This window comes from Caldimonas brevitalea (assembly GCF_001017435.1).
Lineage (GTDB): Bacteria > Pseudomonadota > Gammaproteobacteria > Burkholderiales > Burkholderiaceae_C > Caldimonas > Caldimonas brevitalea.
In genome coordinates this window covers 4,273,588-4,293,062 of record NZ_CP011371.1, presented here as the reverse complement: position 1 = coordinate 4,293,062, position 19,475 = coordinate 4,273,588, and the positions used below count along the sequence as shown (strand labels likewise).

The following is a 19,475-nucleotide window of genomic DNA, read 5'->3' as shown; positions in this document are numbered from 1 at the left end:
TCACTGCTTCATTCGTGACCTAGTTCCGGGCACGCATGGAGAGGCTTCTCTAAGAGTGGAAGTAATGGCCTTTCTTGCCGCTGTTGCTTCCTCTTGCAGGGGCGGGTTTGCGTTCTCATATCGTCCTCTCCTCCGAGAAACGCATGAAGCCCTTCAAAACCTGGCCCCGCTGGGCGCAATATTCCGTCGGCACCGTTGCCGGCCTTCTTGTCCTCGCCGCCGCTGTCGCGATGGACTATCACACGCAGGCCCCCGCCTCCGGGCCTCGCACGGCGCTGGCGCTCCAGTTCGAGCGTGACCCCAGCCCCTGGCTGGCGAACCCGCGCGACGTGTCCGAATTCGAACGCGCGCTGGAGCAGCGCCAAGTCAAAGAGGTCGGTGTCGATGGCCGCCGCGTGCTGGTCACCACCAGGTCGGGCGAGCGCTATAGCGCCGAGCTGTTGGCGACGCAGCAGGGCCTGGGCGCACGCCTGGAGGCCTTGAGCCAGGAGCGCGGCTTCGCGCTCACGCCGGTGAAGGTCGACCAACGCAGCGTGCTGCAAAAGGTGGGCGACAGCACCGGCGCGGTGCTGCAACGCCTGATGGGTCTGCTGACGGTCGCCGTGATGGGGCTGATCGCCGTCTACCTGGTGCGCCAGACGCAAGGTGGTGGCAGCAAGGCCAAGCTGGCCGAGAAGCCGCAGACCAATTTCGACGATGTGATCGGCTCCGCCGAAGCCAAGGCCGCGCTGCAGCAGGTCACGGCCTTCATGCGCAGCCCCGAGAAATACCTCGCGCTCGGCGCCAAGCCGCCGCGCGGCGTGCTGCTCGAAGGCCCCCCTGGCACCGGCAAGACGCTGCTGGCGCGAGCCCTGGCGGGCGAGTGCGGCGCGAACTTCATCGCCGTCGACGGCTCGCACTTCTCGAGCATGTTCTACGGTGCCGGCATCACCAAGGTGCGCGAGCTGTTCGCCACCGCGCGCAAGCACGCACCCTGCATCGTCTTCATCGACGAATTCGATGGCATCGGCAAGCGTTCGACCGGCAACAAGGTGGCGGGCGGTCAGTCGGAGGAGAACCGCATCATCAACAAGCTGCTGGTCGAGATGGACGGTTTCGCCGAGTCCGAGAACATCGTCGTGATCGGCGCGACCAACCACGTCGGCAATGTCGACGACGCGCTGAAGCGTCCCGGCCGCTTCGACCTGGTGGCCCGGGTGGCACTGCCCAACGTCAACGATCGGCGCGAGCTGTTCCAGCTGTGCCTGAAGCGTGTCAAGGCGGCCGACGCGATCGACCTCGAGACGCTGGCGCGCTCCAGCACCGGGCTGTCGCATGCCGACATCACCAACGTCGTCAACCGCGCCACCGTGCTGGCCGCCGAGGCGGGCAGCAGCAGCGTCACGCAAGAGCATTTGCACCGCGCGCTCGAAACCCACCAGCTGGGCGGCGAAGTGTCGAGCATCAAAGCGATGTTCACGCCCGAGGCTCGGCATCGCATCGCCATCCACGAGAGCGGCCACGCCATCGTCGCGCACGTGATGAAGGCCGGCACCGTCGAGCGGGTCACCATCGAGCCGCGCGGCCAGGCCCTGGGCGTCACCTTCGTGACCCGGCCCAACGAAGTGCCCTTGTACGGTGAGCAGGAACTGCACGCGCGCCTGAGCATGATGCTGGCCGGCCGCGAGGCCGAGCTGATGGCCTTCGGCAACACCACGTCGGGTGCGTCGGACGACCTGAAGCGGGCGTCCGAGCTGGCGATCGAGATGGTCAGCTCGATGGGCTTCAGCACCGAATTCGGTTTGCTGAGCCTGCAGGGTGTGCCCGAGAAGCTGGTCGGCCCGCACATCCAGGAAAAGGTGCTGGCCGAAGCCAAGGTCTTGCTCGACAAGGCGCAGCACCTGTGCCGCGACGCCTTGCACCACCACCGCGATGCGCTCAACGCGCTGACCGATGCGCTGCTGCGCGAAGACACGGTTTCGGGCCCGCTGCTGCAGCGCTTGCTGCCCGCCGGGGCCGAGGAGGAAACCCATCCCCACGCGCCGGCCTTGCGCGTCGCGATGGAAGGGACGACCCGCTCGCTCTGATCGCACGCGCCGTCACCGGAGGCCGTAGCGCCTTCCGGTGCCCTCGACAGCACCTGCGCCGCCTGCGGCCCAGGTGCTGTCGCGTTTTGGGGGCCACAGGCGTCAGCTGCTCATCTTGTCCATCTGCTTGGGGGCCCACTCGTTGCCGACCTCGCTCTTCACGTGCTCGACCAGCTCGTCGACGACTTCGGTGGGCACCAGCGTGTCGAAGTGCTGGTGCAGCACCTCGTCGGCCATGTAGGGGCCGCCCTCGGTATAGAGGTAGTTGCCCTCCGTGTCGTGCGGTGTGGTCAGCTCCGGGTCTTCGTAGCGCGTGGCGAACCAGCGCCACATCGCGGCCTTCTGCAGCGTCGGCTCAGCGCCGCGCAGCCACTCCTCGTTCAACTCGAACACCGGTGAATTGATGTCGCCGGCCTCCGGCGGCAAGCTCACCAGTCCTCCTTCGGACAGTCTGTCGGCTACTGCCATGGTGGTTCTCCTTTCGTGTGTCGGGGCGACCTGCGCGACAAGGCAGGCGGGCCGGCCGCCGTCCCCCAACTCAAGCAAAAGACAGACCCTTGGATGGCCCGCGTTGCATGCTTCTGATCGAAAGCAAGATCTCCGAATGTAGGTGACTGCCCATTCAAGCCGCGGCCGCGCACCCATAATCGCGACAGCCAGGGGCGCCCGTGGGGAACCGACCCCGTTCGGCCTTGCTCCAAAGGCGATGACCCAGATGACGACTTTCCTGCGCCGGCTCATGTTTGCTGCGTTCGGCGCCGCGGCTTTGCTGATCGGCTTCGTGCTGACGACCGTGCTGGTGACGGCCGGTGCGGTCGGCCTCACCGGCTTGCTTGCATGGCGCTGGGTCGGTGGCACCCGTCGACTCGGCCCGCGACCGCGGGTCTGGAGTTTCGCGTCGCGCTCGTCCACGCGGGCCTCCGGGCGAGGCGGTGAGACGTCGGGCGAGGTGGTCGACGTCGTCGCGCGCGACGTGACACCGGCCGAGCGGATGTTGGCGCGCGAATGACGCGCCCGGCCCACGGCGCGGCGCCGGTTTCTTCGTTGGACCCGGGGCAGGGGGCGCTGAGGGAAGGTTGGACGGCAGGGCGAGGGCCCGCGGGTGCCGAGCTGGCCGCCGCGGGCAGCGCGGGCGCCGTGCTGCACCGCCGCCCGCCGTGCGACGGGCCGTTGTTCATTGTGCTCAATCTGCGCTCCGGCGAACACGACGGGCAAGACCCGGTGCAGGCGATCGAGGCCGTGCTGCGCGAGGCCGGCCGCCCCTATGAGCTGCTGAAGGTGGAGCGGCCCGACGCGCTGAAGTCGACTGCCGCCCGAGCGGTCGAGCGCGCCCGCGAACGTCAGGGTGTGGTGGTGGCGGCGGGCGGCGACGGCACCATCAACAGCGTTGCGCAGGCGGTGCTGGACACAGGGTTGCCGTTCGGCGTGTTGCCGCAGGGCACCTTCAATTACTTCGGGCGGACCCACCACATCCCGCTCGATGCCGGTGAGGCCACGCGCGCCCTGCTGGGGGCCCAGCCGGAGCCGACCCAGGTCGGCTTGGTGAACGACCGGATCTTTCTCGTCAACGCCAGTCTGGGCCTCTACCCGAAGCTGCTCGAAGACCGCGAGGTGTTCAAGCGTCAATACGGGCGCACCCGCTGGGTGGCGCTGTGGTCGGGCCTGGTGACGCTGATGCGCGAGCGTCGGCAGCTGTTGCTGCGCATCGAGCACGAGGGCGAGGCGCGGCTGGTGCGCACCTCGACACTGTTCATCGGCAACAACAGCCTGCAGCTCGAACAGGTGGGCATCCCCGAAGCTGAATCGCTCGACCAGGGGCGGCTGGTGGCCCTCAGCGTCAAGCCGGTCAGCTCGTGGGCGATGCTGGGACTGGTGCTGCGGGGTGCCGTCGGCCGGCTGGGTGATGCCGACCATGTGGTGAGTTTCGACTTCCGGCGCATGGAGGTGTCGCCGGTGGTCGCACCGGGCCGACGCGCGCGACTCAAGGTGGCGACCGACGGCGAGACCACCTGGATGGCCGCGCCGTTGTCGTTTCGCGTCGCGCCCCAACCCTTGTGGCTGCTCAAGCCGCCCCGGCCGCAAGACGGCGAGGCCGGGCCCGCAGCCAAGACGGCGTCTTCCGCGGCATGACGGTGGTGTTGCAGGTGTCGGACCCGCACTTCGGGACCGAACGTCCCGAGGTCGAGACGGCCCTGCGCGCCTTGACTGACGTGTTGGCGCCACGGCTGCTGGTCGTGTCGGGCGATGTCACGCAGCGGGCGCGCCGCAAGCAGTTCGCCGCGGCACGCCGCTTCATCGACACGCTGGCGGTGCCGGTCTCGCTGGTCATACCCGGCAACCATGACTTGCCGCTGTTCAACATCGCCGCACGCGCCTTGTCGCCGTATGCGGAGTACCGGCGCGCCTTCGGCGATGACCTCGAGCCCAGCCATGAGGCCGAAGACTTGCTCGTGCTGTGCGTCAACACCACGCGGGCGCGCCGGCACAAGGACGGCGAGGTGTCACCCGAGCAGATCGAGCGCGTGGCCGCGCGGCTACGCGCAGCCTCGCCGCGTCAACTGCGTATCGTCGTGACCCATCAGCCGATGCTCGTGACGCGCTTGGCCGACGAGCAGAACCTGTTGCACGGCTACCGGGACGCCGCGCGCGCCTGGGCGGCGGCGGGTGCCGACCTGGTGATGGGAGGGCACATCCACCTGCCCTATGTGCGCCCGCTCGACGAAGCGGTGCTGGGCCTGGCACGCCCTGTGTGGGCGGTACAGGCGGGCACGGCCTTGTCGCATCGTGTGCGCGACGGCGTGCCGAACTCGGTCAACGTGGTGCGCTACGACGCGGCCAGCGGGGCGTCGGCGTGCCAGGTCGAACGCTGGGACTACCAGGCGGCGGCACGCCGCTTCGAATGCCACAGCACGACGCCGATCCCGTTGCACCGGGCTGCCCACGGCTGAGCCGCGGGGCCTCTTCTCTCGCCCGGCGGCGTCAGGCCGTCTGCTGGATGCCCGCGATGGCCCAGTCGCGGCTGCCGTCGGACGGGCGCACCAAGTGCCAGACCTCGTCGAAGGGTGCCGCCACGCCGTCGGCCTCCTCGCGCAACAGCCCCTGGTAGCGCACGCTGACCACGTCGTGGTCGCCCTCACGCGCGGCCTCCAGCAACTGCGCTTCGAGCTGCACGACATCCGTCCGCTGCGGCATGCCCCCGCGCTCCTGCAGGTCGAGCCGCGCGCTGGCGAACATTTCGGGCGTGGTGAACTGGCGCAGATCGTCGAGGTTGCCGGCGTCATTCGCCGCTTGCATGCGGATGAAGATCAGCTTGGCCGCACGCTCGAAACCGGCGCTGTCGAAGGCGGGCGGTTGCAGGGCGCTGGCAGCGCCCGCCGGACGTCCGAACGGCACCTCGCTGGCGCCGCTGCTGCTGCGTTGCGTCGCAGGCGTCGCCGCGGCCGTGTCGTTCCAGCTCGGGCTGCTGCCGCTGGCCGTGCTGCCGGCAAAGCGCAACGGAGCGGGTTCCGCGGCTGCGCGCGGGGCGAAGCGTCGCAACAGGAAACGCACCACCAGCACCGCGACCGCGGCCAGCAACAGCAGCGTCAAAAAGTTCGCGAAGCCGGCGCCCAGGCCGAGATGGCTCATCAGTGCGGCCAGGCCCAGGCCCGCCGCCAGGCCGGCGATCGGGCCCATCCATGAGCGGCGCGGCGCCGGCTGCACGGCACCCGGCGCCGCGGGACTCGTCGGGGCCGCCTGCTGGCCTTGCTGCGGCGCCTGGCGGGGCGGCGTGTCGGGCGACTGCCGCGGCGGCAGCTGCCGCTTCATGCCCGACGAGCCGCCGCCGCCCAGGCGGCGGGCGTCGGCGTCGGTGGGGGCCAGGCCGACGCCCAGGCTCAGAACCGCGAGTGCAAGACTCAGGACGAGACGTTTCATGATCAACCTCCACGGCTGTCGCGCTCCAGCAGGGGCGCGGTGTGCAACGGCGAGGCGCGGGTGGCGGGTGATCGCCGTGACGACGGCATCAGCGGCCACCGGAGCTGAGGCCGCAACGACGACGCTGACCTTCTTCGCGACCGAGGCCACCGTGCGACAGCCCCAGACCGCCGCCTTGCGCCGGCGCGCCGCACCCCGGGCCTGACATGATCTTGGAGGGGCAATTGGCGTGCGCGGGGGCGTCCGCCGCGCCGCTGCACCATGTGGGTCAGGCGCGCTGCTGCACCGGGCGCGTCAGGCGCGCTGCTGCACCAGCCAGGTCTGGAACTCGGCAGCCGCCAGCGGTGGGCTGATCAGCTCGCCTTGCAACTGCTCGCACCCGTGGGCCGCGAGGAAATCGCGCTGGGCCGGGTGTTCGACCCCTTCGGCGATCACATCTTGGCCGAGGCTCAGCGCCATCTGGATCAGCGCCCGTGCGATCGCGGCGGCGTCGGGCGCATGCGGCAGGTCCTGCACGAACGAGCGGTCGATCTTCACCTTGTCGATCGGCAATTCCTTGAGGTGGCGCAGCGAGAAGTAGCCGGTGCCGAAGTCGTCGACCGAAATGCAGATGCCCAGGGCCTTGAGGCGTTGCAGCTTGGCGCGCACCTCGGGCAGGTCGTCCATCAGCATGCGTTCGCTGAGTTCCAGTTCCAGCCATGCGCCCGGCACACCTTCTTCGTGCAGCACACGCTCGACCGCCTCGACGAAGCCCATCGCCTGGAACTGCACGGTCGACAGGTTGACCGCGATTGGCGTGGCGCCCAGACCGGCCGCCTGCCAGCGTTTGGCCGAACGCACCGCCTCGCGCAACACCCACTGGCCGAGCGGCCACATCAGCCGCTGCTGCTCCGCGAAGGGGATGAACGCGTCGGGCAGCAGCAAGCCGCGCTCGGGATGGTTCCAGCGGATCAGCGCCTCGGCGCCCACCACCGCCTGGTCGCTGCAGCGCACCTGCGGCTGGAAGTGCAGCACGAACTCGTCGCGCTCGATCGCCTGCACCAATCGGCTCTCCATCACCAACGCCGTGTAGGCGCTTTGTGCCAGCGCGGGGTCGAAGAACTGGTAGTTGGCACGGCCGCGCGACTTGGCGAGGTACATCGCCGTGTTGGCATGCTGGATCAACTCGGCAGGCGTCTGCGCATGCTCCGGGTAGACCGCGATGCCGATCGAAGGTGTCACCGAGATCAAGCGACCGTCGGCTTCGACCGGCACTTCGATCGCCGCGAGCAGCTCGCGCGCCAGCGCTTCGATGGCGCCGCGGTCACGCACCTGCGGCAGCAACACCAGGAATTCGTCGCCGCCGAAACGCGCCGTCCGTTCGGTGCTGCCCAGTGTGTCGGTGAGGCGCATCGCGACCGTGCGCAGCAGCTTGTCGCCGGCCAGGTGGCCGAGCGAGTCGTTGACGCGCTTGAAGTCGTCCAGGTCGATGAACAGCAAGGCCAGTTGCTCGCCGCTGGCGGCTGCGTCGAGGATGCGGTGATCGAGCTGGTCGACGAAGGCGGTGCGGTTGGCCAGCCCCGTCAGCGCGTCGTGGTGCGCAAGGTGGTGGATGCGGGCTTGCGCGGCCAGCCGGTCGCGCAGGTCGCGCACGATCGTCATGCGCAGGCGCTCACCGTTGCGCGTCATCGTGCGCGCGATGAATTCGACCGGGATACGGTGGCCGTGCCGATCGACGATCTCGCTTTCGTAGGTGACCTCGGCGGCTTGCTCCATCACCGTGCTGACGCGCGGCACCTCGTCGGGCGCGACGAAGTCGAGGACATGGCGCCCGACCAGTTGCTCGTGCGTGTAGCCGGTGAGGGCGCACAGGGGCGGATTGACGTCGGTGATGATCCCGTTTCGATGGAACACCATCCCCTCGGCGCTGGCCTGCATGAACTTGGCCAAGCGCTCTTCCGACTCGCGCACGGCGCGCTCGGCCAGGCGGTGTCGGGTGATGTCGACGATCAGCACGAACGCGGCCACCGAGCGGCCTTCGGTGTCGACATGCGGCAGCAGATTCACTTCGATCCATTGCCGCTGGCCGTCGGCGCGGGTCAGTTCGCGCTCGTACACCACCGCGCGTTGTTCGCTCAGCATCTGTTCCACATGCGGCTCGATCTGGCGCGCCGCCGCGGCGCCGATCACCTCGGCCAAGGTGCGCCCGAGGATGGACACCTCGTCCCAGCCGAAGGTGTGGGCGTATTGCCGGTTGGCGAACACGCAGCGCTTGCCTTCGGCCTCGTAGTAGGCGATGAGGGCAGGCACCGCGTCGGCCGTGAGCCGCAGGATCTGCGCCTGGCCCAGGGCCGCCAGCTCGGCCTGCTTGCCGGCCGTCACGTCGTGGAACAAGCACACGTGCACGCGCGACGCAGCAGCCCAATGCGAGCGCACTTCGAACCAGCGGGCGGGACCGACGCCGGGCGCCAACCGCAAGGGCACACAAAAGTCTTCGGGCTCGCGCAACGCGGCCAGCAGCGCTTGGCGCGAGGCAGTGTCGAACGCGTCCAGCCAGGTGTACCGCGTGGCGTCGGCGGCGTCGAGGCCGGACAAACGGGTCAGGTTCGCGTAAGCGGGGCTGATGTGGCGCGGGCAGCCGTTGGCTTCGCTCACCACGACGAGGCCGGGCAGCAGCTGCCAAGGCAGTTCGACCTCGTTCGATGTCACCCCATGCTTGTTCATGCCCTCACCTGCGTGTAGCGGCTGTGCGTGGCAGCCGCGTGTCGTCGATTTCTCGACGTCGGCCCATCATAGCGAGGCCGGCATCGCCGGTGCGACGTCGAAGGCCTCGCCGACCGCAAAAAAGGCCCCGCCGGCCACATAGTGGAGCGTGCGCAACGCCGGGTCGCTCTGCTCATCGTAGAGCCAGCGCCCGTTCGCAAACACCCGTTGGTCGGCCCAGGCGGCCACCACTTCGGCGATGAACAGGTCGTACTGCTGGTGGTTGTGCGGCTCCGGGATCACCTGGCATTCGAGCCAGCCGACACAGCCTTCGAGCAGCGGCACGTCGACCAGGCTGGCGGGGAAGGTGCGCAGGTTGAGCGACGAGAACTTGTCGTCGGGGGTTTCGCGGCCGGCCAACTCGCGCCCCGAGCTGTTGCCCACGGCCAGCGTCACCGACGCGAGGCGGCGGCAGGGCAGGTTGAGTGCGAAGTGGCCCGATGCTTCGACCAGTTCGCGGGTGTAGGTGGTCTTGTCGATCACCACCGCCACCTTGGGGGGTTGAAAGTCGAGCGGCATCGACCAGGCAGCGGCCATCACATTGCGGCGGCCGCCATGCGCACTGGTCACCAGCACCGTCGGGCCGTGGTTGAGGAGGCGATAGGCCTTCGCGAGTTCTACATGGGCAAGGTGAGACATGGCCTCAGTGTAGGGCCAGCGGGTGAGCCGAGTGGGGCGGTCGGCCATCGCGATCGGCCTGTTCAGAGCAGGGGTAAAAAATCCATCTGGACGCGGACGCCGCGCGACGCAAACATGCAGGACTGTCTGATTTGACAGTGTCCTGTTGTCGGTCGCCTGACCCGAGGAGTTTCCATGTTGAGCCTGAACATCAATGGCAAGTCGCATCAGCTGGACGTCGCCGAAGACATGCCTTTGCTGTGGGCCGTGCGTGACGTGGTCGGGCTGACGGGCACCAAGTTCGGCTGCGGCATCGCGATGTGCGGCGCTTGCACGGTGCACGTGGACGGCCAGGCCGTGCGCGCCTGCATCACGCCGGTGGGCACGTTGGCGGGCAAACGCATCACGACGATCGAGGCGATCGAGCAACACCCGGTGGGTCAGCGGGTGCAAGCGGCCTGGCGAGAGCTCGACGTGGTGCAGTGCGGCTACTGCCAGTCGGGCCAGGTGATGTCGGCTACCGCCTTGCTGCAGTCCAACCCCGACCCGAGCGACGCCGACATCGATGCGGCGATGGGCGGCAACATCTGCCGCTGTGGCACCTATGGGCGCATGCGTGCCGCGATCAAGCAGGCCGCCCAGAAGAAGGGGGCCTGAGATGTCGCCGTCGCACTCCACACCGTCTGAAGACGCGAGCCCCGCGCGCCGCGTCGACGCGCCGGTTTCCCGACGCCGCTTTCTGCAAGCGGGCGCCGCCGCCGGCGGTGGCCTGTTGATCGCCATCCGGTTTCCGGCCGCCGCGCAGCAGCACCGCAACGAACCACCGCCGGAGGCGGCCGTCGGGAAGGCCTCGGCCAAGGCCACCGGCGAAGCCTCGGGCTTCGCCCCGGGCGCCTTCATCCGCATCGACCCCGCCGGCCTGGTCACGCTGGTCATGCACAAGGTCGAAATGGGGCAGGGCACCTTCACGGCGATGCCCATGCTGATCGCCGAGGAACTCGAGGTCGACCTGTCGCGTGTGCGGCTGGAACAGGCGCCCCCGGATGGGCAGCGCTACAGCGACCCGCTGCTGGGCGGGCAGGTCACCGGCGGGTCCACCTCGGTGCGCGGCGCCTGGGTGCCGTTGCGGACGGCCGGTGCCACCGCCCGTGTGCTGTTGATCCAGGCCGCCGCGGCGCGCTGGCAAGTGCCCCCGGGCAGCTGCCGGGCCGAGAACGGCAGCGTGGTGCACGCGCCGAGCGGGCGGCGACTGGGTTACGGGCAGTTGGTCGACGACGCCTCGCGGCTGCCACTGCCGCGCGAGGTCAAGCTGAAGGATGCGAAGCAGTTCCGCCTCATCGGCAAGTCCCACCCGCGTCTGGATTCGCCCGACAAGGTGAACGGGCGCGCGGTGTTCGGCATCGACGTGCGCCTGCCCGGCATGCGGGTGGCGGCAGTGTCGGCATCGCCTGTCGTCGGCGGGCGGCTGAAGGGTGCGGACGACACCAAGGCCAAAGCCGTCAAGGGCGTGCGCGAGGTGCTGCGGCTGGACAACGCGGTGGCGGTGGTGGCCGATCACATGTGGGCCGCCAAGCAAGGTCTGGCTGCGTTGGCGCCCACCTGGGACGACGGCCCGCACGCCGGCTTTTCGAACGCCACGCTGGTGGCCGACATGGAGGCGGCGTCGCAGCGGCCCGGTGCGGTGGCCCGGCAGGACGGCAACGCCGCCAAGGCCCAGGCGAGTGCGGCCAAGCGGTTGAGCGCGGTCTACCAGATGCCCTTCCTCGCGCATGCGACGATGGAGCCGGTCAATTGCACGGTCGACGTGCGCGCCGACGGCTGCGACGTCTGGGTGGGCACCCAGGTGCCGACCTTCGCGCAGGCGGCCGCGGCCAAGATCACCGGCCTGCCGCTCGACAAGGTGCAGGTGCACAACCATTACCTGGGCAGCGGTTTCGGGCGCCGGCTCGAGGTGGACTTCATCACGCAGGCCGTGGCCTTTGCGCGCCAGACACGCGGCCCGGTCAAGTTCGTCTGGTCGCGCGAGGAAGACATCCAGCACGACATGTTCCGGCCCTACTATTACGACCGGCTGGCGGCCGGGCTCGACGACAAGGGCCTGCCGGTGGCCTGGTCGCACCGCGTCACGGCCTCGTCGATCATGTCGCGCTTCGCGCCCGAGGCGGTCAAGGACGGCGTCGACAGCGACGCCGTCGAAGGCGCGCGCGACCTGCCCTACAGCATCGAGAACGTGCAGGTCGACTACGTGCGGCACGAGCCGCCGGTGCCGACCGCGTTCTGGCGCGGTGTCGGCCCGACCCACAACATCTTCGTCGTCGAGAGCTTCATCGACGAACTGGCGGCCGCGGCCGGGCGCGACCCGGTGGACTACCGTCGCGCCTTGTTGGCCAAGGTGCCCCGGCTGCGGGCGGTGCTCGACCTGGCCGCCGCCGAGTCGGGCTGGGGCACGCCGCTGAAGGCGCCCGCCGGCAGCAGGGCCGGGCGAGGCATGGCCGTGCAGCAGGCCTTCGGCAGCTACATGGCGCAGGTGGCCGAAGTGGTGGTCAATGCGCAGGGCGAGGTGGCGGTCAGCCGGGTCGTCTGCGCGGTGGACTGCGGCCAGGCAGTGAACCCCGACGGCATCGCGGCGCAGATCGAAAGCGGCGTGGTGTTCGGCCTCAGCGCGGCGCTGTGGAGCGAAATTGTGTTCGACAAGGGCCGGGCGGTGCAGAGCAACTTCCACGACTACCGGGTCGCGCGCATGCCGGAGGCGCCGCGCGTCGAGGTGCACATCGTGCCGAGCCACGATGCCCCCGGCGGCATCGGCGAGCCGGGCACCTCGGCCATCGCCCCGGCGATCACCAACGCGGTGTATGCGGCCACCGGGCAGCGGGTGCGCCAGCTGCCGATCCGGCTGGCCGCGGCCAAGGCGGCGGGCGGTCGCGAAGGGGCCGCTACCATGGCGAGATGAGTTCGATCCTGACCCCCTCCACGCCGACGGTCGCGCCCGACCGCAGCGACCCCAAGCCCCTGATCATCTACCACGGTCGCTGCCCCGACGGTTTCGCGGCCGCGCTGGCCGCGTGGCGCTACTACGAAGGCCAGGCCGAGTTCCAGGGCTTCGAGCATGGCCAGCCGCCGCCGGACGTGACCGGCCGCGCCGTCTACATCCTCGACTTCTCGTTTCCGCTCGAGGGCATGCTGCAGCTCGACGCGCAGGCCGCCAAGCTGGTGATGCTCGACCACCACCAGAGCGCGGCCGACAAGCTGCGCGGCTTCAAGTGCCGCTGCGGCACCGTGCACTTCGACATGAAGAAATCGGGGGCCCGGCTGGCCTGGGACTACTTCTGCCCCGGCGACCCGTTGCCGGCCCTGGTGCGCTACGTCGAGGACCGCGACATCTGGAAATGGGAGTTCCCCGACAGCCGACCGTTTCTGGCCGCCCTCGACATGGAAGCGCAAGTGTTCGAACGCTGGGATCGCATTGCGGGCTTCGACGAGCCCGAACTGCAGGCCTTCGTCGAACGCGGTCGGGCGATGGACGAGAAGTTCAACCGGCTGGCCGAAGACATCGCCGCGGCCGCCTTGCCGATCCGCTTCAACGGCCTGGACGGCCTGATGGTGAACGCGCCGGGCGCCTTTCACAGCGAGGTGGGCAATTTGTTGGCGCAGCGCTGCGGCAGCTTTGCCCTGATGTGGAACATCTCGAGCACCGGCAAGGTGAAGGTGGGCCTGCGCTCGGTCGGTGACTTCAACACCATCCCGCTGGCCGAAAGCATGGGCGGCGGCGGCCACCGCAATGCCACCGGCTTCGTGATGCCGGTGGCGCGCCTGCCGGAATTGCTGTCGGGCGTGTTCGACGCCCAGCCGAGCCAACCGGCCGCGGCGCCGACCTAGGCTCCGACTCAGCGCCCCGACCGGTGGCGCTTCCAGGCCTCGAGGAAACTCAGCGTCACGGCCGACGCGTTGGCCTCGGCCAGCCCGCTGCCGAAAAAGGCGCCGACCTCGGTGAAGTCGTCGCCGCCGGCCAGGTCGGACAGGCTGCGAAAGCCGATGTAGGGCACCTGGTTGGCATGCGCCACATGCGCGAGCGCAGCGGTTTCCATCTCGATGGTCTCGGCTTGCAGCGTGTCGTACAGATAACGGCGGTAGTCGGGGTTGGCCAGAAAGGCCGGGCCGCTGACGCCGCGCCCGCCCACCTTCAGCTGCGGCTGGGCGGTGACGCACAAGGACGGGTTCTTCGGCCCGCAGCGTTCCAGGCGCGGTGAGATCGAACGGGCGACCTGCAGCATCTCGGGGTCGGCGGGGTAGTCGAGCCGGAACTCGCCTTGTGGCGCCGACCGCGCGTTCAGCACGTAGGTTTCGCGGATGAACAGCCCGCTGTCCACCGGCCCCTGCGGTGTCGGCACCCGGTAGGCTGGCAGCGGCTGTCCGTCACGGGTGGCCAGGCGCAACCCCAGGCAGCCGACGTCGCCCGGCGCGCCGCACGGCGCCGGCACCGAGTTGTTGCCATGCCAGTACACCTCCAGCGGCATGGCCCAGCGGTCGGGCACCATCACGTCGCCGATGTGGTGCGCCGGGTTCACGCCGCCGGAAATGCCGCTCATGATCAGCCGCTCGACGCGGAAGTGGTCGAGCATCAACTGCGTCACCATGCTCGAGTTCACGATGCTGACGCCGCTCAACACGATGACGACCGGCACACCTCGCAGCACACCCGTGGTGAACCGGTTGCCGTTGATCGTCAGCGTACGCTTGCGCTCGGTTTGTGCGATCAGGATGTCGGCTTCGGCGCCGAAGGCCGACACGATGCCGATGCGGCGCACGCAGTCGCTCAAACAGCTTTTGTCGGGATGCTGGCCACTGGCATGGGCAGCCGGCACCGGGCCGGCCATCAGGGCCAGCGTCGTCAACAGGCCGGCCAACAGGGACGCAAGACGGTGGATGCTCATCGGCACTCCTTAGGGGTGAGCTCGTGAAGAATGAATGGCACCGAGCTTGCAATTCCCGCGCCGCGCGTGCTGTTACGGGGTGTTCAATCTGCCGCCCCTTGCTTGTGTCACAGTGATCCGCCACGTCTTCGAAAGCCTGCCATGCCCACCGAGCCGACCGACAACCCGTTGCTACAGGCGTGGCACACGCCCTATGGCCTGCCCCCCTTCGACCGCCTGCAGCCGTCGCATTTCGCACCGGCGTTCGAGCAGGCGATGGCGCGCCACCTGGCCGAGATCGAGGCGATCGCCGCCTCTGCGCAGCCGCCCGGCTTCGACAACACGGTGGTCGCACTCGACCGCAGCGGCACCTTGCTGCGGCACCTCGAGCAGCTGTTCGAAAACCTCTGCGATTCGCACAGCCTCCCCGAACTGCAGGCCGTGCAACGCGAGATGGCGCCCAGGTTGGCAGCGCATGAGAGTGCGGTGTACCTGCACGAGGGGCTGTTCGCCCGCCTCGACACGCTGCACGAGCGGCGCCATGGCCTGGGCCTGGACGAAGAAGACCGCCGCCTGCTCGAACGCCTGCACCTCGATTTCGTCAGGGCCGGCGCGCGCCTGTCGCGCGAGGCGCGCACGCGGCACGCGCAGATCACCGAACGGCTGGCCGGGCTGTACACCGCCTTCAGCCAGGCGGTGCTGGCCGACGAGTCGACCTGGCAGCTGGAATTGGCGGCACCGCACGACCTCGAAGGCCTGCCGCCCTTCATGCTCGATGCCACGCGCGAGGCGGCGCTGCAGCGGGGCCTGGGCGAGCGCCGCATCCTGACCTTGTCGCGCTCGGCGATCGAGTCCTTCCTGACCTTCTCGACGCGCCGCGACCTGCGCGAGACCGCCTGGCGGGCCTGGACCTCGCGCGGTGAAGGGGCGCCCGAGCGCGACACGCGGCCGCTGGTGGCCGAGATCCTTGCGCTGCGCCTCGAACTGGCGCGCCTGCACGGCGCCCAGAGCTACGCTGAGCATGCCTTGCGCGACCGGATGGCCGGCACGCCAGCGGCGGCCACCGCCTTGCTGGAGCGCGTCTGGGGCCCGGCGAAGCTCAAGGCGGCACAGGAGCAATCGGCCCTGCTCGAGGAGGCCGGCGACCTCGACACGCTGCAGCCGTGGGACTGGTACCACTACGCCGAGCGGGTGCGCCGCAAACGTTATGCGGTCGACGATGCCGAGGTGAAGCCGTACTTCCGGCTCGACCGCATGATCGAGGCGATGTTCGATTGCGCTGGGCGCTTGTTCGGTGTGTGTTTCGTCGAGCGTGAGGGCGTGCCGCTCTACCACCCTGACGTGCGGCTGTGGGAGGTGCGCGACCGCGGCGACGACCGCCTGGTCGGCGTCTTCCTCGGCGACAACCATGCCCGCCCGCACAAGGGCGGCGGCGCCTGGATGGGCCATTACCGTGACCAGGCGCGGCAGGGCGACGAGCGTACGTTGCCGGTGGTGGTCAACAACAACAACTTCGCCAAGGCCGCGCCGGGCCAGCCGACCTTGTTGAGCTTCGCCGACGTGCGCACCCTGTTCCACGAGTTCGGGCATGGTTTGCACGGTCTGCTGAGCGACGTGCGCCATCGGCGCCTGTCAGGCACCTATGTGCTGCAGGACTTCCTCGAGCTGCCGTCGCAGTTGTTCGAGCACTGGGCGCTGGAGCCGCAGGTGCTGCGCCGGCATGCGCTGCATGCCGAGACCGGCGAGCCGATTCCCGAGGCCCTGATCGAACGCCTCCAGGCAGCGCAGCTTTTCAACCAGGGCTTCGAGACGGTGCAGTACGTCGGTCCGGCCTTGATCGACCTGGCGCTGCACGGCCGCACCTCGTTCGACGGCTTCGACCTGGCGGCTTTCGAGCGCGAGCAGATCGAGCGACTGGGCCTGCCAACCGCCGTCGGCATGCGGCACCGTTTGCCGCATTTCGGCCACCTGTTCAGCGGCGATGGCTATGCCGCCGGCTATTACGTCTACCTGTGGGCGGAAGTGCTCGACGCCGATGCGTATCAGGCCTTTGTCGAAGCCGGCGACATCTTCGACCGCGAAGTGGCCGGGCGGCTGCAGCGCTACATCTACGGTGCCGGCGCGTCGATTGAGCCCGGCCAGGCCTATCGCGCGTTCCGTGGCCGGGATGCGCGCGTCGAGGCGATGCTCGCGAAACGGGGGCTGCTGCCGGCGTGACCGGCACCCTTCACACCACGCGGGCCGACACGCTCTCCACCGGCACCGGCTTGCCGACGCCCCAGCCTTGCGCATGGTCGACGCCGATGACCCGCAGCTCCTGCAGCACGGCCTCGCTCTCGACCCATTCGGCCACCGTCTCCAAGCCCGACAGCCGCGCGATGCGGTGGATGGACTCGACGATGGCGCGGTTCAACGCGTCCTCGGCCAGGCTTTTGACGAAACTGCCGTCGATCTTGACGTAGTCGACCGGCAGCGTCTTCAGGTAGGCGAACGACGACAGGCCGGCGCCGAAATCGTCGAGTGCGAAACGCGCACCCAGCTGCCGCAGCGTGGCGATGAAATGCAAGGCCGCGGTGAGGTTGCCGATGGCGGCGGTTTCGGTGATCTCGAAGCACACCCGGCTGGCGTCCAGCCCGGTGAGCTCGAACTGTTTCACCACGTGGGCCAGAAACGCGGCGTCGCCGAGCGACTGGCCCGAGATGTTGACGGCCGCGTAGACCCCGGGCGTGCGCTGCATCCACTCGAACGCCTTGCGCACCACCCAGCGGTCGAGGGCCTGCATCTGCTGAAAGCGCTCGGCGGCCGGGATGAAGGCGCCGGGCCCCAGCAGCTGGCCGGATTCATCGCGCAGCCGCAGCAGCAGTTCGCCGCGCGGCGGCGCCGACGGGTCGGGCTGCGTCGGCACGATGGGCTGGAAGTACAGCGTGAAGCGGTCTTCGTCGAGGGCGCGCTGGATGCGCGGCACCCAGCCCATCTCGCCCTTGCGGTGCTGCCATTGCGGGTCGTTCTCGTCGAAGCAATAGACCTGGTTGCGGCCGGCTTCCTTGGCCGCGTGGCAGGCGATGTCGGCATGGCCGAGCACGGCCGAGGTCTCGCCGCCCGCCGGTAGCTCGGCGATGCCGATGCTCACCGAAATCGGATGGCTCTGGTCACCCCAGCGGAACCGGAACGACGCCACCCGCTCGCGCAGGCTCTCGGCAATGGTGCGGCCGCGCCCCAGCGGGCAGCGGCTGAGCAGCAGGCCGAACTCGTCGCCGCCCAACCGCGCCAGCGTGTCCGACTGACGCACGCCGCGGCGCAACAGCTCGGCTACCTGGCGCAGCAGCTCGTCGCCGGCGACATGCCCGAGCGTGTCGTTGATGATCTTGAACTGGTCGAGGTCCAGGTGGCACACCAGGCCACCGTCGCAGGCCAGTTGCGTCAGGCGTTGCTCGAACTCGGCCCGGTTCGCCAGGCCGGTCAGCGTGTCGTGGCGAGAGGCGTGATCCAGCCGCTCCGACGCCGCATTCTGTTCGGTGATGTCGTGGCATACCCAGACGGCGCCCGTCACCCGGCCGTCGGCGGAACGGATCGGCGCCGCCGTGTCGGCGATCAACCGTTCCGCACCGTCTCCCCGCAGCAGCAGGCCGGGCTCGGCCCCGCGCTGCACGGTGCCGGCGTGCAGACAGGCGAGCACCGGCGACTCGCGCGGGCTGCGGGTGGCGCCGTCGAACAACTGCCCCAGCTGCTGCACCGGTTGCCCCAATGCGCGGGCCTCCGGCGAGCCGGTCAGCACGGTGGCCGCGGGGTTCATCGACGTGACCAGGCCGGCCGCGTCGGTGGTCACGACGGCGTCGGCAATGGAATACAGCGTGATGCGCAACTGCTCTTTCTGCGCCGACAGCGTGTCGTTTGCGGTCGACAAGGCCAGCGCGGCAGACTCGGCGGCCTTGCGTGCGGCGATCAGCTCCCGCTCGTAGCGGCGTGTCTCGGTGGCGTTGAACACCGTGATGCTGATGCGCGTCGGGCCGCCGGGGGCGCTGTCCTCGCGCCGCAAGGCGTTGACCAGCACCGGAAAACGTTGCCCATCGGGCAGGGCCAGGTCGAACGACACTTCATATGCGAACCCTTGCAGCTTCAGCAAGGGCGCATAGTGGGTCTCGTGCAGGATGCGGCTGGCCGGGGCGAGCAGGTCTTGCAGCCGCAGACCGGCCGTCAAGGCTTCTGCGGGCCGGCCGCACCATTGTGCGAAACGCCGGTTGGCCGCCAGGATGGTGCCGTCGGCAGTGGTCAGCAGGAAGCCGCAGGGCGCGTCTTCATAGAAGACGTCGGCGTCGGCCGGGTAGTGTTCGATGTTCACGCGGTCTGTCCTGGAGCGCTTCGGCGCTGGGCCCCGGTGTCGCGCTCGAGCAGCTCGGCCAGAAACTGCCGGATCACCTCGATGGTTTCGCCCGGCGCACTGAGGTGCGGACAGTGGCCGGTTGCTTGCAACTCGGCCAGCTGTGCGCAGGGCAGGGTCTGCTGCAGGTAACGCCCCACAGAGGCCGGCGCCAGCGCGTCGTCGCGGCACTGCAGGACCAGCGAGGGCACGCGCATCCCGGGCAAGTCGCCGCGGTTGTCCGACAAGAAGGTCACGCGGGCGAAATGATGCGCGACCGCGGGGTCGGTGCGGCAAAAGCTGTTGCCCAGGTCCTCGGCCAGCTCCGGGCGGTCGGCGTTGCCCATCACCACGGGCGCCATCATGCGGGCCCACGAGAAATAGTTGCTGTCCAGCGTTTCCAACAGGGCGTCGATGTCCTCCCGCTCGAAGCCGCCGACGTAGTCGCCTTGGTTCAGGTAGCAGGGCGACGGCGCGACCAGCACCAACCGGCTGAACAGCTCCGGCCGCAGGCCCGCCGCTACGACGCCGATCATCGTCGCGACCGAGTGGGCCACCAGCACCGGCCGCTCCAAACCCGCCTCGTCGCAGATCTCGATCAGGTCCTCGGCATGGCCGCGCAGGCTGCCGTGGCGCTCGAAGTCGTAGGCACCCGGTGCGGCGCCGCCGGCCCCGGCATAGTCGAAGCGCACCACGCGGAAGTGCTCTTCGAACGCTGGCGCCACGAAGCGCCAGACATGCTGGTCGCAGCCGTAGCCATGGGCGAACAAGAGCGGGACACGTCCGTTGCCGGAGAACGTGACGTTGTGACGGAGCAGTGCGGACATCGTGAGCAGGCAGGCACCGCGTGGGGCGGGCGGGGTGAGG

15 protein-coding genes are annotated in these 19,475 nt (G+C 69.2%); 8 read left to right on the top strand and 7 right to left on the bottom strand.

Going from position 1 to position 19,475, the window contains the following annotated elements; all coding sequences use genetic code 11:
- The first annotated feature begins 143 nt into the window (after window positions 1-143).
- On the top strand, window positions 144-2,066 hold the full coding sequence (locus tag AAW51_RS17880) for an ATP-dependent metallopeptidase FtsH/Yme1/Tma family protein (protein ID WP_053013706.1): 1,923 nt from the start codon (window positions 144-146) through the stop codon (window positions 2,064-2,066).
- Between the two features lie 102 nt (window positions 2,067-2,168).
- Here AAW51_RS17880 and AAW51_RS17875 read toward each other — a convergent pair whose 3' ends face one another.
- On the bottom strand, window positions 2,169-2,534 hold the full coding sequence (locus AAW51_RS17875; RefSeq protein WP_157359950.1) for a hypothetical protein: 366 nt from the start codon (window positions 2,532-2,534) through the stop codon (window positions 2,169-2,171).
- 247 nt (window positions 2,535-2,781) lie between these two features.
- On the opposite strand from AAW51_RS17875, the gene AAW51_RS17870 reads away from it, so the two are divergent.
- Genes AAW51_RS17870 through AAW51_RS17860 form a run of 3 tightly spaced genes read left to right on the top strand, consistent with a single transcriptional unit; the run spans window position 2,782 to window position 5,014 of the window.
- Entirely contained in the window at window positions 2,782-3,075 is a 294-nt protein-coding gene (locus tag AAW51_RS17870; protein WP_047195679.1) for a hypothetical protein, read from the top strand.
- Window positions 3,072-4,196, top strand: a complete 1,125-nt coding sequence (locus AAW51_RS17865) for a diacylglycerol/lipid kinase family protein (protein ID WP_169788048.1) — start codon at window positions 3,072-3,074, stop codon at window positions 4,194-4,196. The genes AAW51_RS17870 and AAW51_RS17865 overlap by 4 nt, the downstream gene beginning before the upstream one ends.
- Window positions 4,193-5,014 carry a metallophosphoesterase family protein gene (locus AAW51_RS17860; RefSeq protein WP_047195678.1) on the top strand — a complete coding sequence of 274 codons (822 nt, stop codon included), beginning with the start codon at window positions 4,193-4,195 and terminating at the stop codon, window positions 5,012-5,014. Before AAW51_RS17865 ends, AAW51_RS17860 begins: the two co-directional genes overlap by 4 nt.
- A 31-nt stretch (window positions 5,015-5,045) precedes the next feature.
- Here the strand turns inward: AAW51_RS17860 and AAW51_RS17855 are convergent, their stop codons facing one another.
- The 3 genes from AAW51_RS17855 to AAW51_RS17845 all read right to left on the bottom strand — a co-directional run bounded on the left by AAW51_RS17855 (window position 5,046) and on the right by AAW51_RS17845 (window position 9,362).
- Window positions 5,046-5,981, bottom strand: coding sequence for a Tim44 domain-containing protein (locus AAW51_RS17855; protein WP_047195677.1), 936 nt, complete (start codon window positions 5,979-5,981; stop codon window positions 5,046-5,048).
- A 294-nt stretch (window positions 5,982-6,275) separates the two neighbouring features.
- Entirely contained in the window at window positions 6,276-8,684 is a 2,409-nt protein-coding gene (locus AAW51_RS17850) for a putative bifunctional diguanylate cyclase/phosphodiesterase (protein WP_083438393.1), read from the bottom strand.
- A gap of 66 nt (window positions 8,685-8,750) precedes the next feature.
- Window positions 8,751-9,362, bottom strand: a complete 612-nt coding sequence (locus AAW51_RS17845; RefSeq protein WP_047197989.1) for a flavin reductase family protein — start codon at window positions 9,360-9,362, stop codon at window positions 8,751-8,753.
- Between the two features lie 174 nt (window positions 9,363-9,536).
- On the opposite strand from AAW51_RS17845, the gene AAW51_RS17840 reads away from it, so the two are divergent.
- Genes AAW51_RS17840 through AAW51_RS17830 form a run of 3 tightly spaced genes read left to right on the top strand, consistent with a single transcriptional unit; the run spans window position 9,537 to window position 13,217 of the window.
- A complete protein-coding gene (locus AAW51_RS17840; RefSeq protein ID WP_047195676.1) occupies window positions 9,537-9,998 on the top strand; it encodes a (2Fe-2S)-binding protein in 462 nt (153 codons plus the stop codon).
- A gap of 1 nt (window position 9,999) precedes the next feature.
- Window positions 10,000-12,291, top strand: coding sequence for a xanthine dehydrogenase family protein molybdopterin-binding subunit (locus AAW51_RS17835; RefSeq protein WP_047195675.1), 2,292 nt, complete (start codon window positions 10,000-10,002; stop codon window positions 12,289-12,291).
- Window positions 12,288-13,217 (top strand): DHH family phosphoesterase, encoded by a 930-nt coding sequence (locus tag AAW51_RS17830; protein WP_047195674.1) that lies wholly within the window; start codon window positions 12,288-12,290, stop codon window positions 13,215-13,217. Before AAW51_RS17835 ends, AAW51_RS17830 begins: the two co-directional genes overlap by 4 nt.
- 8 nt (window positions 13,218-13,225) lie before the next feature.
- On the opposite strand, the gene AAW51_RS17825 is transcribed toward AAW51_RS17830, so the two are convergent.
- Window positions 13,226-14,272 carry a 5'-methylthioadenosine/S-adenosylhomocysteine nucleosidase gene (locus AAW51_RS17825; RefSeq protein WP_053013704.1) on the bottom strand — a complete coding sequence of 349 codons (1,047 nt, stop codon included), beginning with the start codon at window positions 14,270-14,272 and terminating at the stop codon, window positions 13,226-13,228.
- Window positions 14,273-14,413: 141 nt separating this feature from the next.
- On the opposite strand from AAW51_RS17825, the gene AAW51_RS17820 reads away from it, so the two are divergent.
- Window positions 14,414-16,468: a M3 family metallopeptidase gene (locus AAW51_RS17820; protein ID WP_047195673.1), complete on the top strand. Its 2,055-nt coding sequence runs from the start codon at window positions 14,414-14,416 to the stop codon at window positions 16,466-16,468.
- Between the two features lie 10 nt (window positions 16,469-16,478).
- On the opposite strand, the gene AAW51_RS17815 is transcribed toward AAW51_RS17820, so the two are convergent.
- Together AAW51_RS17815 and AAW51_RS17810 are read right to left on the bottom strand one after the other, a co-directional pair.
- Complete coding sequence (locus AAW51_RS17815) at window positions 16,479-18,590, bottom strand: EAL domain-containing protein (RefSeq protein WP_053013703.1); 2,112 nt, start codon at window positions 18,588-18,590, stop codon at window positions 16,479-16,481.
- Complete coding sequence (locus tag AAW51_RS17810) at window positions 18,587-19,435, bottom strand: alpha/beta fold hydrolase (RefSeq protein ID WP_047195672.1); 849 nt, start codon at window positions 19,433-19,435, stop codon at window positions 18,587-18,589. Before AAW51_RS17810 ends, AAW51_RS17815 begins: the two co-directional genes overlap by 4 nt.
- Window positions 19,436-19,475 lie beyond the last annotated feature (40 nt).

What these genes read in the sequence shown, in the direction of transcription:
- AAW51_RS17880 (WP_053013706.1), top strand. Translation starts at nt 144, where the DNA reads ATGAAGCCCTTCAAAACCTGGCCCCGCTGGGCGCAATATTCCGTCGGC.
- AAW51_RS17875 (WP_157359950.1), bottom strand. Translation starts at nt 2,534, where the DNA reads ATGGCAGTAGCCGACAGACTGTCCGAAGGAGGACTGGTGAGCTTGCCG.
- AAW51_RS17870 (WP_047195679.1), top strand. Translation starts at nt 2,782, where the DNA reads ATGACGACTTTCCTGCGCCGGCTCATGTTTGCTGCGTTCGGCGCCGCG.
- AAW51_RS17865 (WP_169788048.1), top strand. Translation starts at nt 3,072, where the DNA reads ATGACGCGCCCGGCCCACGGCGCGGCGCCGGTTTCTTCGTTGGACCCG.
- AAW51_RS17860 (WP_047195678.1), top strand. Translation starts at nt 4,193, where the DNA reads ATGACGGTGGTGTTGCAGGTGTCGGACCCGCACTTCGGGACCGAACGT.
- AAW51_RS17855 (WP_047195677.1), bottom strand. Translation starts at nt 5,981, where the DNA reads ATGAAACGTCTCGTCCTGAGTCTTGCACTCGCGGTTCTGAGCCTGGGC.
- AAW51_RS17850 (WP_083438393.1), bottom strand. Translation starts at nt 8,684, where the DNA reads ATGAACAAGCATGGGGTGACATCGAACGAGGTCGAACTGCCTTGGCAG.
- AAW51_RS17845 (WP_047197989.1), bottom strand. Translation starts at nt 9,362, where the DNA reads ATGTCTCACCTTGCCCATGTAGAACTCGCGAAGGCCTATCGCCTCCTC.
- AAW51_RS17840 (WP_047195676.1), top strand. Translation starts at nt 9,537, where the DNA reads ATGTTGAGCCTGAACATCAATGGCAAGTCGCATCAGCTGGACGTCGCC.
- AAW51_RS17835 (WP_047195675.1), top strand. Translation starts at nt 10,000, where the DNA reads ATGTCGCCGTCGCACTCCACACCGTCTGAAGACGCGAGCCCCGCGCGC.
- AAW51_RS17830 (WP_047195674.1), top strand. Translation starts at nt 12,288, where the DNA reads ATGAGTTCGATCCTGACCCCCTCCACGCCGACGGTCGCGCCCGACCGC.
- AAW51_RS17825 (WP_053013704.1), bottom strand. Translation starts at nt 14,272, where the DNA reads ATGAGCATCCACCGTCTTGCGTCCCTGTTGGCCGGCCTGTTGACGACG.
- AAW51_RS17820 (WP_047195673.1), top strand. Translation starts at nt 14,414, where the DNA reads ATGCCCACCGAGCCGACCGACAACCCGTTGCTACAGGCGTGGCACACG.
- AAW51_RS17810 (WP_047195672.1), bottom strand. Translation starts at nt 19,435, where the DNA reads ATGTCCGCACTGCTCCGTCACAACGTCACGTTCTCCGGCAACGGACGT.